Here is a 14832-nt window from a genome sequence, read left to right as displayed (position 1 = left end):
ACTTCTCTCACTCCTAGATAAAATCCCATCGAGAAGTTCTTAGACTGAGGGAATTTAAATTAATAATAAGTATATTTTACCTATAAATAAAATGCTAACGACAGCTCCCTCAGATGCCCATTGTAAATGGTGATTGAAAAAATGACTACTTAATCTACTGCAAACGCTTCCTATTGAAGCCGAGGTTTCACGTATCCCTATGACTTTCTCGCTCCGACAAGCCTGGAAGAAGGAGCATCGTATCTCCCTTCGTTATTTTATCAATTAGTGTTACATGTTCACCTTCTCCCATGGTTTCTAAATTCCTTATGATTCAATTCTAACGGACACCAACAGCTCTTCACGCTTATCTCATATCAACGATTCCCCACTTACCAACCGCCATATTACTTCGTACCAGCACCTCGATTAATCCCATTCCTCACAATCCAAGAGCACCGGGGCATTCGATCGAAACCCGAAGGAATTTAAGCTGTCAAGTTAAAGATAGCGCCTATTTAATCTGAATCTGTAATACAAATCAACCATAGTTTTTTATCTTCCATGTCAAAGATTAGCCAAGAAATATCCCATGCGACATCAAAAAACCACGAGCTCCAAGGTTTAAAAGAGTTGAACGCTTTAATATTTGGAAGTTTATCTCCTAAACCAAAAACGTAATCACTAAAGTTAGCTGCTATTGTTCTTGCTTCCCGAGTTGTTCCATCGAACTTCTTATATGCCCCTCCTTCATATATTGCACAAACAAGCTCGTATTCAAAAGAAAAAGAATGACACAGTTTAAAATCAGGTCTACACTGGAGCCCTTCATTGAGATTTAAAGCTGGGACAGACGATTTGATATCAGGTAACATGAGTAGCTTCTCAAGATTTTCCTGATAATCGTTCGATAAATAAAGGATCTGAAAAATATCTTCATTTATAACCTTATAGCACTCTACTAATATTCCGCCATTCAGATGGGTTTTTTCGATTGATTTTATTACATGATCCATTTCTGCCGAATTGATAACTAGCTTTTTTAATGAGTCTCTACAATACATCAATGTCCCCCTTGCCAAGTACCTAAAGAATTATCACCACTATTACTTGAAAACTCCATATTCCACTATATCTGCCCTCAAAAAAAATAGCGCTTCATCCAATAATGTAAAAACAAACTCTTCCGCAGGAAACAAATACTTCTTATCACCCAGTTTGAATATCAAAAATTTATTTGATATCTTAAATAAACTCAAGAACCTCCCTTACAATGTTTTCTATCCCCAAACTTCAAAAAATATTATTTTAGATATGCTCCCCCTCTACCAGCTAACAACTCCTTCTCATTTATCACGGCACTTAATTGTTAATAAAGGTACGAGCTCTGTCTTTCACCAAACTATTTTTGAGTTTTTGGAGAGAAGGGCACTTATCTTTCTTCTCCTACCACCTTATATTTTTTAGGAAAAATGAAATAGTTCATCAGGAAAAACGCTACCTTCTGTATACTCGGTATAATAAAATCTAGCTAAACGTCCTGCTGCACGATTATAGTAAACCAAGCCCTCCTCCCCAGGAACCGGGGAGAGTTGATGAAACGTAAGAATTTTTGTATTAAGCTCGATTCTACCCATCAACTGTTCATTGGGTCCATACTTGTAAATTACTCCTCCATTATGTTCCTTCTCCTTCAACAAGAGAACAGAAATACCCATATGAATTCACCTCCATTCAGAGTATCAAAGTACTACCAGCAACTAGAGCGATGAATCTTCTCATAGGTGAGAACAAAAACGGCTTCCTATATAACAGCAAACTTAGCGATCAAGGAGTCTAGTTTACTTCGAAAACATTTGTCCATTTCTGTGAACAAAACGGGATTCAATAAAGTACGAGCAAGGCTGGTCCCCCTTTTGATAATGCTCCGATGGCATACTTTTTTGGTCAGCCTTTATGCCTTTTCCCGTCCCTAACACATTTTTATCCTGGTCTTTTAATCAGCATATATGTCGATGTCAAACTCAGCTTTTATTTCATTAGCAAGCTCGATAATATCTTTACCTAAATAGATTGCTGGACATCTTCCATCCACAATTTTGATTACAATAAAAAAATTAAACTCGAGATCATATTGTTCTTTTAAACTGATCAAATCACTAGTTCTATCCCCAATTAGATTAGCTATTTTCCCTAACTGTTCATTTAAATCAAAAGAATTTTCATAACCTGTACTAACAGACCAGTTAGTCTCTTTTCTTTTAATATTTCTATCGGCTATTTTCTCTCCTTTTTTCCATGTAACAGAAGGCTTGATAGATAATCGTTTAGTTATGTCATCTGGCGAAAATCCGTTTCCAAAAACAGAGAATTCCACCATTATATTCGTGCTGTTCATTCTTTCCCTCCACCTTTGGACTTGAGTCAATAAGTGAGACAGTAAAAAGTTAAGTCTAAGCTGACAGAGATTGAGTAGGTTGATCCTCAAACTGTTGAGAAGTGAGATAATCGAGTCCACTATGAACTCGGTTTCTATTATACCAGCCTTTAATGAATTGAAAGATTGCCATTTTTGCCTCACCAAAGTCTTGATAATACCTATGATGAACTTCTTCTTTTTTAAAATGGCATGGAAAGACTCGATACAGGCATTGTCATAGGGAATCCTTTTGCACTGAAGGATTGCTAGGTGCTCTTTTGTTGAAGGAATTGGGTCAGATCCGTTACCCACTTCTGATTCAATCCCGTTGTGGTGAAGTCCCTCTTTAAGAGGTTCTTGCGTTCTTGGATGGATGTCTTCTTCGAATAGGGTCGGAATTTCTTATGGGTGATCGAGAAGATGCCCATTTTACACATCAAGCGCTGCACTTGCTTTAAAGACAGCCCTAACAAAAGCTAAATATATTTACTAGCATCTCCAATTACTAATGCATAATAGTAACTTAATCCGTGTTTTTCACTATATTTCTCAATATATCCTATGGCGATTTTTTTACTCTTTAATACATATTCATCCCATGTTTCATTATCATCCTTGTTACAGTACCAATTATCATACGTCACCCTAAACCCGTCATTTTCTAATCTATAAACGTCGCCCCCTAATATTGCGAATCCTATTTTCGTAAGATAATCCATAACTTTTAAAGCATCATCTTTTCCCCATACATAGTTATGTACACCAACACTATCTAGACGGCAAGCTTTACTTAACAATTCTTCGGGATAGTCATTAGGAAGGCTAAAATGATGATTCAATTCCAACCGACACCAACAGCTCTTCACGTTTATCTCACTCCTAGATAAAACCCCATCAGAAGTTCTTAGACTGAGGGAATTAAATTAATGGTATATATTGCTAAAAGAATGAATCAGCTTTACCATAAATAAAATGATAACGACAGCTCCCTCAGATGCCCTATCCTTAATTAAACCAATAAATGGAATTCATTCTATCCTTATCGAAATCCAAGAGCCAATGATTATACTCTGTAAATACACTTATTAATGTATCTCTACTCTTCGATACAATATCCATTCCTCTGTAATCATAAAGATGGAACACTATATCTTTCGAACAATTTAATATAAATAGGTCACCCTTCAATAGAGGCTCAAGATCAAAAGACTGATTAGCACTTGCAATCAAAAGACCTTCCATATCTACCTCATTTACTTTACATTGCAAAGAATATCGAAAGGTCCTAGAATCATTGTCATAAAGACCCGAATAACGATAAGGGACTTTTTTTCTGTCTATGTTTACATGTTTAACATGTGCATTCGCATATCTTTGAAATGAAGCAATAACTTGTTCCTCTTCTTCAGGAGGGTAATCATCCCAACTATCTAAAAAAATAATAATAAAAAGTTCGTCTGTAGGTATACATAATTCATTTATCAATGTATATGCTCGGTTGTATACTTGTTCTTTTATTCCTTCCTCGCTCATCTCGAACCTTAAACCTATATCGAAATTATAGAATAGTGGTGTTTTTAACTCTAAAGAAGGGAATGAGGAAGATAAGTATTGATCTAAATTAAGATTTCTCATGTTGACCCACTCCTATATTTATCAATCAGCATTCATTTTGGTATTCTATATCGTCAAGCTGATTTTCAAACTTGTCAATAGTATAATCTAAGAAATTTTTATATACCATATAGCTTTCTCCCCTGAAATCCCAATCTACAACAGGACATTCGCCTCTGTCCATTCTATATGTATCTAAACACATATAATATTCGTCTACATTTTCGATAACTACATGAGATAAAGGCAATCCATGCTTTCTTAACTCTATGGTGTCTCTCACACATGTACACACTTCTCCTGGTATATCCCCCAGAATTTCGACTCCTCCTATTCCTCCATGGCCAAACTCTCGTAAAAACCACTTATAGCTCTCGGATAGGTTTACATCCAATGTTCTTTCTAAGTTTAAAATACGCTCTTCTTCTACTCCACCCATAAAAAAATCAGATGGTTCAATTTCTTGTGCTTTTTTAATCAAACTTAAAATCTTGCTCTTTTTCTCCTCATAAGAAATATTCATTGATGCCACTCCCAAACCAAGTATAAGGTGCTTTTTTTGACATGCAGCAACTTAATGCTACGTCTGAGTTACGGTGTTCCGTTAAACGCCGCCAAACAGTGATTAGATTCTTTATTTCGTTCAGTTCAATCGAATACTTGACCTTTACAGTATGAGGAATATTTTAGAGGATTATTGCTGTCTCCTGACATTCAATCTTCGATTCCTGTGTTGTATCTTGAAGAAGGTGAGCTTCTCCCAAAAACCTTTTCCCAAGATATTCAGGTTGAAGTGGACCGAAAAATTGGATTGCCCTCAAGCCACCATCATTTATATCGTACATCGCATGGCATCCAATAGAATTACTTGTCTCCTTTATCTCATACACATCGCCATACTTACTCACCTCAAAATCATCCACATTAAAAATTTTTCGGACTTGTTCACTAGACATCCCAAAAAAATGTTGCCTATCCTTTCATACGACTTGATCGTTAGATTCTTAATTATTCGTCACTCTTCGTTAATGATTTGTAAATCTTAGAAATCTATGTCTTAGTTTCTGCTCCACCAAAGTCAAAAATGTGCCCACTCAAATCTACTAACCATTACTACCTTACTGACTTTCAAACCATTCTAAATCCAACCCCAACGTGATCCCTTATTACGGTTTACTAGAAAGATCTCTGACTCACTTCGCGAAAAATTTCCCCCATCACTTTTGAATTGTACTTTTCTTTCCTAATAATGAACTCATCTGAAATACATTCAAAAGTAGAATCCTCCAAACAAAAGACAAAATGCTTCTTATTTGTTAGTTTGCTTTGCCTGTATAAAGGATGAATTTGAGATTGACTATCTAATTCAACTATCCATCGCGAGTTTTCAACTTGAAATACTCCATATGATTCTAATCCCTTATCCCATAGTCTATGACTTTTACGAATTTCTGCGTTTGGAGATCCAAATTGAAGCTTCATACAATTACGCAGTTCGATAATCACTATTTCATCATCATAATCATTATACGCAGAAGGGTGATTCCAGTCTGGTTCATTTACAAGATTGAAAATCATAATAGTTTTTCTGTCATTAGAAACCAATAATGGCTCTGTTATATTCCACCCATTTAGACTCTCAACAGTCTTTACTACTTCTTCACTACCTTTGTAAGACAACATAATTCTCCTCTATTTTCAATATCTGCACAGAAGTATTTTGAAAATATCCCTTGTAATATGCATAACATCTACTCTTAAAAACCCAATCCATCGTTCTGCAAAGAATAATCATCACCCCAATTAAGCCTCTCCAAAAAATATTTATATGAATCTATATCCATCCCCTCACCTTCATGAAATACGTCACTAGGACAACGCCATATATCAACTTCAGAGATGAGAAGTTCTACTGTCTCAATTTGTCCTTTTGCGATAATTTCCTCCCATTCTTTATCTGTGAATATATGTAATTGTATATCGTTAGGTGATTCTCTATTTGAAAGTACTTCACCACACTTACAGATCATACTCGCCATAATATCCCTCCTAATTTCACTCTAACACCATATTCTCACGACAGTTATTCCTTCAGCCACAAGTTATCTATTAGAATTCACAAAACTATGTGCTCCTAGTAACATTTTTTACTTAGGGAACTCAATCGTTGATTTCGAATTTTGGCTAACCCAACACTAATCACCCGCTATATGAATTCTACTAATACCCTCTTTCTATAAAATGTATATTAATTTATTTAATTCTACTGTATACCTACTATCTACTCTATTCGTGAATTTTTGTAACTGTTCTATAAATTCATGAATATCATTTCCTTGTAAAGTTAGGTTCGTTCTATAATAATCTCTCATTTTTCTAATCAAATAGTAGCTACTCCAATTTAGTTGAAGAGCTAAATATTTCTTCATGAAAATCATTCTTTATCTCAATTAATTGTCTTTCATCATTGTGCTTATTATATATAACTATGTCAAATCCCATTATAAATCCTCCTCATGTTATTTGTATCCACGTTCGTGAATGTTCAACTGTGATTAAAGCTGCGCCCTCATCCGGGAGATGGCTCTATGAATTGGAAAGATTCTCGATTGCTTGAAGAGCTAGTTCCAATGCTTTAATCCTTCTTTCTAAAAGTGTCCTTTGAGGACTACCTGACTTCGACTTAGCATAGCTGTTCTCAATTACTGGGAGTAAATCTATAAGAACATCGCGAGCTTCCACTACATCAATCTGGGTATATTGATGGGGTCTTTGATCCCAAACGTTTTCTAGTATAGCTAATCCGATTCGAACGGCTTTGAGTCTTTTTTTTACTAGAGTAATGTTTACGCCTTTCTGAGTCATTTGAGACAAAGCATTCTCTAGTTTGCTGATTGTTGATTGTAATGATTTTATTGATTCTAATCTATCTAGATTTGATACATTCTCCATGTTGATCCTATCCCCCCTTCAAGATTATGGCTCTTTAGTGGAGTAAGACATAAAATGATTTAGGCCGAAGCGACGCGCCGCCGATTGTCTCCAGCCCATTTGTGATCTATTTTGGGGAGGGGGACCATCCCGCCCCACCGATCTTATTCCGAAGAGTGGTTACTTCCATTAACAGATATATTTCTATTGCAACATATATACCCTCTAGGATCCCTACAATCCTCTCTCTCCACCACCAACACCACGTGGTCCTCGCAATCCCCTTGGCCCACGTCGTCCTCTTGGGCCTCTTAGACCTTGTGCCCCGGTTGCTCCTACCGACCCTGCTGCTCCGGTTGCCCCTGTTGCTCCGGTTGCTCCGGTTGCTCCTGTTGCTCCGGTTCCTCCTTTAAGCAAACCTACTTTGGCCACAAAAGCGTCCAGTGGACCGGTGATAAAAGTTTTAATCGCATTGGGTGTAATCGGAAAATCATTTGAAGCGGTTTGCCCAGTAAGATAAGCATTGCTGGCAGAATCCACTGCTAAACCTCGTGCTTGATCACCTCCATTTCCTCCAATGTAAGAAGAATAGATAGCATTATCTCCCCCAATGTTTATTTGTGTTACAAAACCATCGGAACCTCCTTTTAACTTTGATTGAAAGGCATCAGGTGTAGTAAAAAAATCACTTGAAGTGGTTCTTCCAGCCACCCACGCATTCCCAAATGGATCAACCCCAACGGCATTACCTGCATCCGCACCTCCTCCTTGGATATAAGTAGAATAAGTAACTCCCGTACCTGCTATGTTCATTTTTGTTAGAAAGGCGCTTGAGGAGCCTTGTTGAATTGTTTGAAACGCATCCACCGTCGTCGGGAAGTCAGTGGAATTTGTATCACCTGTTACATAAGCATGGCGAGCAGCGTCTACATCAATTCCATTTCCATCATCTACACCAGAACCTCCTAAATAAGTAGAGAATAGAAGGGATGTACCGGTAGTATTCACTTTCGTTACAAATGCATCGGAACCTTGAAATAAGGTTTGGAATGCGCCGCTTGTTATTGGAAAGTCTGGTGACGCTGTACGTCCTGTTACATAAGCATGATTTAAATCATCCACTGCGATTCCTAGCCCATTGTCTGTTGAATTCCCACCCAAAAAAGAGGAATATACAAAGTTGCTCCCGGTCAAATTTAATTTTGTCACATAAGCGTCATTAACTCCTCCTCTTATTGTTTGAAAGGCTCCTGTTGATACAGGAAAGCTATCCGAAGCAGTGGCCCCAGTAAAATAGGCGAAGCCAGAGGAGTCAACAGCTATAGCAAAACAGCTATCCGTCGCCGTTCCTCCAAAATAGGTGGAATAAAGAAGGCTAGAGCCTGATGCACTTATCTTCGTAACAAAAGCATCTAAGGATCCCCTTCGCATAGTTTGAAACGCACCCGAAGTCGTTGGAAAATCGAGTGATGAAGTAAAGCCACCTATATACGTTTGATTGAGAGAATCCACAGCTATTCCGCGGCCATTATCGGAATTGGAGCCTCCAAGATAAGACGCGTAAAGTAAGGTACTCCCGTTTCGATTAAACTTCACCACAAAAGCATCTGGGTTTCCTCCCCCGAAATTTGTTTGAAATGCTCCCGATGTGACGGGAAAATCATTCGAGTTTGTGTCCCCAGTAATATAAGCATTTCCACTCTGGTCAACTGCGGCACCATACCCAATATCCGATCCTGATCCCCCGAGATAGGTTGAGTAAAGCAGCAGCGGATCAATTACAAGTAAATGATCTCTTTCATACTCTTCAACCTCAAATCCAAACGACCGATCTTCCATCAATTTAAACCGAGACACAACTTCTCTCTTCTGTCCCTTTACCACCTGATAACTTATCGGCTTCCGTTCACACAGCACCCCCTGTGATGTAGTAACAAACAAATCACCTTGATCGCTTATAGAAATGTTTTCTCCACCCTCATACTTCAACCGAATATCTTCCACACATGCCCCTGGATGAACCACCACATCATACTTCAACTGCTCCCCGTCTCCTGAGAAAATCACATTAATACCCGGCCAAACATCTTTGTAAACTACACGTTCACTTCCCTGTTCCTCACACTCGATCCCCTTGGGCATACTCCTCTCTCTCTTATGAACAAACCGGAGCATCAGCTCATCGATCCCAGCCAGCGTAAACCGTACTCCCTCTGGCAGAAAAATGGATCGAATGTCCTGCTCTTCTGTCAAATAAGTACCCTCTACACTACCGTCCTCTAGACACGACTTATACTGTAATCTAGCCTCCTGCCCATTTCCCATCTCATACCCCTCCACTGATGAACGTAATGCATTATCCTATGATTCAGCATCCATCTTGGGTATGGGCAGAATTACACCCTCTCCTCATTCGCCACTAACTCCATCAACCTGGCTTCTCCCTCTTCCCCTTCGAGCATTTGTCGTGTCCAAATGACTGCCTCTATATGTTGCAACCCTTACAAAAGCCAGTCTCCCTCGAGTTGAAATTGAAGATATATTGTTAACTGATATATGACTATTCTTGGTGTGAAACTACTCACATGAGTTTTACCATCACGAGCTATCTTATATCCAATGCCAACCCACAGTAATTTATTACAGGCAAAGAGAATCATCTTAATCAATCCTCCTTACCCTTACTATTTAATTATCTAAGTAGGGGATCCAACTAAAGATTGATTACATTGCCTACAATAAACATCCGCTTTATTAACTTCTATAGTCTTAAACAAGCCTTTCCTTTTATCAAACCGCTTTACAAGAACCTTCTGCATAAGTGTTATTCTTAGATTTAACTGATCTTGATCTTGGTACAACGAAAAAATTGTATTACCCCTGTCTAACTCAAACTTTAGAATTGGCAACAAGTGACTACATACTAAATTTTGGGCGTAAGTTTCCCTCCAAGGGCTACCGATTGATTGCTTACATTCTCCACAGAAGTAACCTTGGTTAGAGTGTTCATGGGGGCTCCTGAACTCCCAATAGGTTACTTCCCTACTTATATCCAAATCGATTCCAATTCTCTCTACAGAAATAGCATTTTTTAAATCTAAAGTTTTACCATCTATCGGCCACCCCTCTATAAATTCATATATTTCATTCCCGATTGATAGTTCAAATTCTAGAATTGGCTGTAAGTGCTGACATAGCATATTCGATCCACCTACTTTAATAGATAAGTTTGATGTAGACTTAAGACACTTTCATAACCCTCTATAAGGTCTTGATAGCAACCTCAAATTCCATATTTCTTTAAAACTATTTCATGCTTTTTTACTGCACCCTATGTCGCCGCAGGTGATTATATTGCCCTGAGTGCCTTTTCTGCATAGGAGCTCGTCCTACATTTATAGTCGTCATAGTCATCACCATCAGCTACTTAGCGCTAATTTTATTGGCAGATGACGGAATCAAGCCGAGCTCACTTAGTAGTTTACAATTGTCCCTCAGCGCCCTTAAACACTTTTCCCCGCCACATTTCCTGTGTTCCATTGACAACACCGCGGGATTTGATATCTTTGCGGAGTCGCTCTTTGACTTGTTCAAGAGTTCACTTTAAGGATCGTTCATTCATTCAATTTCTTCGCTTCTTCAAGTTCGTCTCCCTCTGGCAGAAATCTATCACTATCCCTTGTCCTTCTGCAACAAAAGCAGCACTTGCCATTACTATCCCCATTACACGCCGCAAACTGCAATCCGGTCTTCTTCCAATCTGTTTTAAAACACATGTCGGTTGCTTACATTATTTATTCTCAGGAGTAATATTGGGTAAAAGCGGTCAAACTCAGCCCATATCTCCTCTAAAGTTAAAATTTTTACTTTTTTATAGGTTTGTCAAATCGGAATATTATAATCTTACTTGCTACCTCTAAGTCTCTATTTAATAAAAATAACATTTTATATTAAAAGGACAAAGAGAGGCATCTATATCACTTCTCTTTACCCCTTGCTATTTGGTCAAGTCTGTGTGATTGAAATCAACTTGCCGCTTAGTCACTAGATCCCCATATCCAATTTTCTACTAAATATATTTATACTCTGATTCCTTATTTCTCTTTTTACCCACTCTCACTATCCAAACAAATACTCATGTACTGTAGCTGAATGAAGGTGCCTCCTGGACATTTTAATGATAATCTTCTCCCCGATACCCGATCATACTCCCTACTTCTTATTTTCATCCATTCCATCGGGATTTCGTAATATCAGTCGGAGTTCTTTATAAAAATCAATATCACCCTCAAACATTCTAGCATTTTCGTCCATCAACTTTTCATGATTATTCTCTATCTCCATACGATCCTCTTCTGTTAGTTTTTTTTCATTTAATAATCTACTGTGATGATGGAGCAACTCTAGAACTGTTATCCATACTCTCAATTGATACCATCTGGTATGCGAAAATAAGTAACGAAGTAATTTTTTCCGATCCTCGTACGTTTTCAATTGCACATGGTTTTGATAGTATGCAGATCGCACCATTTTTTTTCGATTACGTTCGAGAATCCTACAATCTTCTAATGTGGTTATATGGGTCTGGAAAAGCCTCTTCCTTATTTTCGTTCCGTTTCTATAACACTCTCGAATCACTTTCTGCTCGTAAATGTAGACCTCTGCAACCTGGTAATAAGCCTGCCATGCTTCCTTTATGTCTTCCGACATTTCATCCCAACAATCACCTTGAATACGGGATAGCAATTTGATTATTCGTGTATAAGGGGTGACGGTGTATTTAGACCATTTCCTTCCTGTTCTTGAAATAAACAAACTTGAACCATCTGTACAATTAGCAATCCATACTACATCCTCAAAATTGTCTTGACAAATCTCATCAATATGAGGAATAGAACCGTCGGCTCTAATGATGAGCTTTACAAACCCTCTCGAATTTTGTACACCTCGATAGATGATCTCATAGTAATCCCCTTCATTCGTTCTCACCTTACAAAAGAAATGATCGGTCCATTCCCCCTCTTTCTGATACTCTTTCATGCTTCTCTTTACTGCGTCAGGCAGAGGAACTTTATTTCCAAATAAAAATGTCTTGAGCATACCCATTAGAGAAATTCACTCCTTAAAAGATGTAGCCCCACTATTCATCATAGAAAGGCGTTGTCCCCGGGGAGCGTATGTGTAGGTGCCGGTGAACCCTCCAGCGATTTCTTCACTCATCACCTATTCGGATAAGTCCAGGTGTATGTTTATGCTGTCTTTTTGGAGTTTGGTAGGCTCAATTAGGTGCGTACACAACTATCCCGTTAGAATACAAAAAATAGAAGAGGGAGATTTAAAATTATAGATTTGAGATAGAGAACCGATCTCTACCGCTTAAGCAATATGGGGTGGAAAGGAAGCAATAAAAGTTTGAGGGATTCATTTACTCTCAAGCTCCTGAAATTAAAAAGTGAACCTTATTCCTTCTCATACCATCACTTATTCTGTTGTTAAAGGAATAGACATAGTGCTCCGATGTCAAATGAAACAACTTACAGAATACTACCCCTACTCGTGCCAGTTATATCCTAAAGTTCTACAATCTTTATAATCCAGCCCGTGTTCATCTAACAATATGGATAGATGTTTAAAATTCTTGAAACTAACCTGCTCTCCTTTCTCCCAATATGCTTCGCATTCATCGCAGATGTAAATTATTTTATCTAGTGTAGTTATCTCAACTTCACTGATAATACCATTTCCATTGCATCCGGGGCATACCACTCTACCTTTAAATATCTCCATTATATCATCTACTTTAAATATTATTGGTAAAACTACTGAAGCACATTCTCAAATCTTTTTACTACCATATTACATATCTCATTAGAAAACAGCTGGTCGTAGTCTCGTCAACAATGTCGGACATTCTTCCACCACCCATATAAGATCTCAGTATATCCATATTATATCGGTTGAGGACAACACTTATAATCTAAATATTCTTTCTATTATTTGAAATGAATTGATCCCTCTCTTTTAACCGGTGTCATAAAAACCCTCCTCGCACCTCCAATCAAGAGGAGGTTATCAAGCACTCAACCCTCCTCTTTCATTCTATATAATCTTAAATCATCTGTTATTTCTTCTCCTTCTTCACTTAATCCAAATTCCTGATAGAGATCTCTAGGCAATAAATAATTTTCTTTGTATATATCCTGCAAGCGAAGTTCTCCCACCCCCATTGAGCCAGTTACCTCTTCCCCTACCATAGCAAAATCAAAAGGAGAGCTTTGGAATATAACTTTTGCTAGGTAGATCAATATATCATCTACTTCCAATATCCACGGATTTATTGAAGGTAGAAGTGGGTATCTATATGGGTATATCTTTTGAAGAGCATTCTGAGGAACGCAAATATCTATCCAATCCGATTCATCTTCAACCCTTATGATGAACAACCCAGCGTCTACTATATTCCCGCCTAAATCTATTGCGATTTTACAATTATAGTTATTTAACAGGAGTTTAACTTCTTTGTCTAAAATTTTTTCTTTATCCACATGGATAATTGACTCTTGAACAAGTGCTTCTAACGCCCTGACTATTCTTTGATGATCCCCTGTAGGATTAAATTCAATTGATAGTTCATAATATCCACCACTCGTACTATTATCTTGAGTATGTTTAACGAACATAATATCAGCCTCTCTTATTTTAATTCCATTCCTTTTGTGAGGTACCAGCTGTTCAGATGAGAGTCCCATCCGCTAACAAAATTACCTTCCAAATCAATGTACACAGCTTTATAACCTTCTTCAGCACTGTTAACATGATCTACTATCGTTTTACTCACATTTCTCCATTCTTTTTGTTGGAATTACTTGATAAACTAAATTCATGAGCATGTGCATCATACTTTTTCGAGCTTCTTTCAGGGATTGTCTGAAATTCAGGCAGAGCACGTACTGTATCCGAACCAGCTCCAGCCACTTTAGTTTTTGCACCTTTTAAAACCACCTTTTAGAAGAGTGTCTCTTCAGCATAGATATATTCATACTCATGTGTCTAAATTAAATTGTCCACATCCAACCTTCACTCCGGTCGCACCAATTGGTGTTCAACTTGATGCACTACCTCTGCTCGTGTGAGTTTATCTCTCTAGGCATGGCTGCTACAGATAGTTGTCAGGTATCAGAGCCGACTCTTATACTTTCTTCCACTCCTTGCTCTTATAGAACGCAGTGGCTTTTTTATTAATGGTTCACTTCTTTTTCATAGTAGACAGTTGACCCCTTTTCATTACAAAACAAAAACACCCTTTCGGGTTTGTGTGAGCAATAAACTGGTCGACAACTCAGTTTTAGAATAGTCCTATTTCTATTTCAAACATTTACTTCGCATCTATAATAGCAACTTCATCCTTGCTGGTTTACTCATATATTCTCGCTACCATTAGTACATCCCCCAAAAACCTCCAATTTGTATTTTCCGGCAGTGGTTATTCCGATGCCCATCTAACCTGACCCTAGAATCATGCGAGCGACAACGGTGAAACTGAGTATACCTGGTCATCAATACGTAGCTTCTTACCATCCAATTGGCCTTCTAATGTAATTCCCACTTCCATAGATTCCATCGAATCATTGCTCTTCAGAACTGAGTAAAACAAGAACACCCTCATCATGAGAGTGTTTCGCTGTTTCGTTATTTTAGTAGTGCAATGCTAAGCACCTCTATCTAGATGGAGATCCACCTACAGGATCTGTAAATCTAACTGAGTTAGTACATGATTCTTCACTAAATAATCTCATATTACCACCCCTATGTATGTAATTCACCCGCTTACTGGATCTACCTTCTCGACAAGTAACCCCACACAGGCTCCCGTTGATATCCTTCCCACT

15 protein-coding genes are annotated in these 14832 nt (G+C 38.0%); all 15 read right to left on the bottom strand.

Translation table 11 applies throughout. The annotated features are described in order from the left end of the window. Positions 1–497: 497 nt before the first annotated feature. Positions 498–1043 carry a hypothetical protein gene (locus NXZ84_RS04885; protein WP_258839150.1) on the bottom strand — a complete coding sequence of 182 codons (546 nt, stop codon included), beginning with the start codon at positions 1041–1043 and terminating at the stop codon, positions 498–500. Positions 1044–1442: 399 nt separating this feature from the next. Then, positions 1443–1697, bottom strand: coding sequence for a hypothetical protein (locus tag NXZ84_RS04880; protein WP_258839149.1), 255 nt, complete (start codon positions 1695–1697; stop codon positions 1443–1445). Between the two features lie 278 nt (positions 1698–1975). After that, positions 1976–2710, bottom strand: coding sequence for a DUF4279 domain-containing protein (locus NXZ84_RS15265; protein WP_258839148.1), 735 nt, complete (start codon positions 2708–2710; stop codon positions 1976–1978). Positions 2711–2874: 164 nt separating this feature from the next. Beyond that, a complete protein-coding gene (gene imm40 / locus NXZ84_RS04870; RefSeq protein ID WP_258839147.1) occupies positions 2875–3264 on the bottom strand; it encodes an Imm40 family immunity protein in 390 nt (129 codons plus the stop codon). Between the two features lie 139 nt (positions 3265–3403). Beyond that, the gene (locus NXZ84_RS04865) at positions 3404–4033 is read right to left on the bottom strand and encodes a DUF3885 domain-containing protein (RefSeq protein WP_258839146.1); all 630 of its coding nucleotides are present in this window, start codon (positions 4031–4033) and stop codon (positions 3404–3406) included. Positions 4034–4058: 25 nt separating this feature from the next. Beyond that, the gene (locus NXZ84_RS04860) at positions 4059–4535 is read right to left on the bottom strand and encodes an SMI1/KNR4 family protein (protein ID WP_258839145.1); all 477 of its coding nucleotides are present in this window, start codon (positions 4533–4535) and stop codon (positions 4059–4061) included. Between the two features lie 163 nt (positions 4536–4698). Continuing rightward, positions 4699–4968: a hypothetical protein gene (locus NXZ84_RS04855; RefSeq protein ID WP_258839144.1), complete on the bottom strand. Its 270-nt coding sequence runs from the start codon at positions 4966–4968 to the stop codon at positions 4699–4701. A gap of 220 nt (positions 4969–5188) precedes the next feature. Beyond that, complete coding sequence (locus tag NXZ84_RS04850; RefSeq protein WP_258839143.1) at positions 5189–5692, bottom strand: hypothetical protein; 504 nt, start codon at positions 5690–5692, stop codon at positions 5189–5191. Between the two features lie 77 nt (positions 5693–5769). After that, positions 5770–6051: a hypothetical protein gene (locus tag NXZ84_RS04845; RefSeq protein ID WP_258839142.1), complete on the bottom strand. Its 282-nt coding sequence runs from the start codon at positions 6049–6051 to the stop codon at positions 5770–5772. Positions 6052–6598: 547 nt separating this feature from the next. Beyond that, the gene (locus NXZ84_RS04840; protein ID WP_258839141.1) at positions 6599–6964 is read right to left on the bottom strand and encodes a hypothetical protein; all 366 of its coding nucleotides are present in this window, start codon (positions 6962–6964) and stop codon (positions 6599–6601) included. A gap of 213 nt (positions 6965–7177) precedes the next feature. Then, positions 7178–9268: an SBBP repeat-containing protein gene (locus tag NXZ84_RS15080; RefSeq protein ID WP_309495575.1), complete on the bottom strand. Its 2091-nt coding sequence runs from the start codon at positions 9266–9268 to the stop codon at positions 7178–7180. Positions 9269–9639: 371 nt separating this feature from the next. Then, positions 9640–10143 (bottom strand): hypothetical protein, encoded by a 504-nt coding sequence (locus NXZ84_RS04830; protein ID WP_258839140.1) that lies wholly within the window; start codon positions 10141–10143, stop codon positions 9640–9642. A 1012-nt stretch (positions 10144–11155) separates the two neighbouring features. Beyond that, positions 11156–12049: a hypothetical protein gene (locus NXZ84_RS04825; protein ID WP_258839139.1), complete on the bottom strand. Its 894-nt coding sequence runs from the start codon at positions 12047–12049 to the stop codon at positions 11156–11158. Positions 12050–13023: 974 nt separating this feature from the next. After that, positions 13024–13623, bottom strand: a complete 600-nt coding sequence (locus tag NXZ84_RS04820; protein WP_258839138.1) for a hypothetical protein — start codon at positions 13621–13623, stop codon at positions 13024–13026. 154 nt (positions 13624–13777) lie between these two features. Continuing rightward, on the bottom strand, positions 13778–13945 hold the full coding sequence (locus tag NXZ84_RS04815; RefSeq protein WP_258839137.1) for a hypothetical protein: 168 nt from the start codon (positions 13943–13945) through the stop codon (positions 13778–13780). Positions 13946–14832: the final 887 nt, after the last annotated feature.

Origin of the sequence: Mechercharimyces sp. CAU 1602, from assembly GCF_024753565.1 — a bacterium.
In the GTDB taxonomy this organism is placed as follows: Bacteria; Bacillota; Bacilli; order Thermoactinomycetales; family JANTPT01; genus Mechercharimyces.
Note: the sequence above shows the minus strand (reverse complement) of the source record. Positions and strands in the feature narration are given on the sequence as shown.

Excerpts from the sequence above, each read along its gene's own strand:
- NXZ84_RS04885 (WP_258839150.1), bottom strand. The coding sequence starts at position 1,043 with ATGTATTGTAGAGACTCATTAAAAAAGCTAGTTATCAATTCGGCAGAA.
- NXZ84_RS04880 (WP_258839149.1), bottom strand. The coding sequence starts at position 1,697 with ATGGGTATTTCTGTTCTCTTGTTGAAGGAGAAGGAACATAATGGAGGA.
- NXZ84_RS04865 (WP_258839146.1), bottom strand. The coding sequence starts at position 4,033 with ATGAGAAATCTTAATTTAGATCAATACTTATCTTCCTCATTCCCTTCT.
- NXZ84_RS04860 (WP_258839145.1), bottom strand. The coding sequence starts at position 4,535 with ATGAATATTTCTTATGAGGAGAAAAAGAGCAAGATTTTAAGTTTGATT.
- NXZ84_RS04855 (WP_258839144.1), bottom strand. The coding sequence starts at position 4,968 with ATGTCTAGTGAACAAGTCCGAAAAATTTTTAATGTGGATGATTTTGAG.
- NXZ84_RS04845 (WP_258839142.1), bottom strand. The coding sequence starts at position 6,051 with ATGGCGAGTATGATCTGTAAGTGTGGTGAAGTACTTTCAAATAGAGAA.
- NXZ84_RS04840 (WP_258839141.1), bottom strand. The coding sequence starts at position 6,964 with ATGGAGAATGTATCAAATCTAGATAGATTAGAATCAATAAAATCATTA.
- NXZ84_RS15080 (WP_309495575.1), bottom strand. The coding sequence starts at position 9,268 with ATGGGAAATGGGCAGGAGGCTAGATTACAGTATAAGTCGTGTCTAGAG.
- NXZ84_RS04830 (WP_258839140.1), bottom strand. The coding sequence starts at position 10,143 with ATGCTATGTCAGCACTTACAGCCAATTCTAGAATTTGAACTATCAATC.
- NXZ84_RS04825 (WP_258839139.1), bottom strand. The coding sequence starts at position 12,049 with ATGGGTATGCTCAAGACATTTTTATTTGGAAATAAAGTTCCTCTGCCT.
- NXZ84_RS04820 (WP_258839138.1), bottom strand. The coding sequence starts at position 13,623 with ATGTTCGTTAAACATACTCAAGATAATAGTACGAGTGGTGGATATTAT.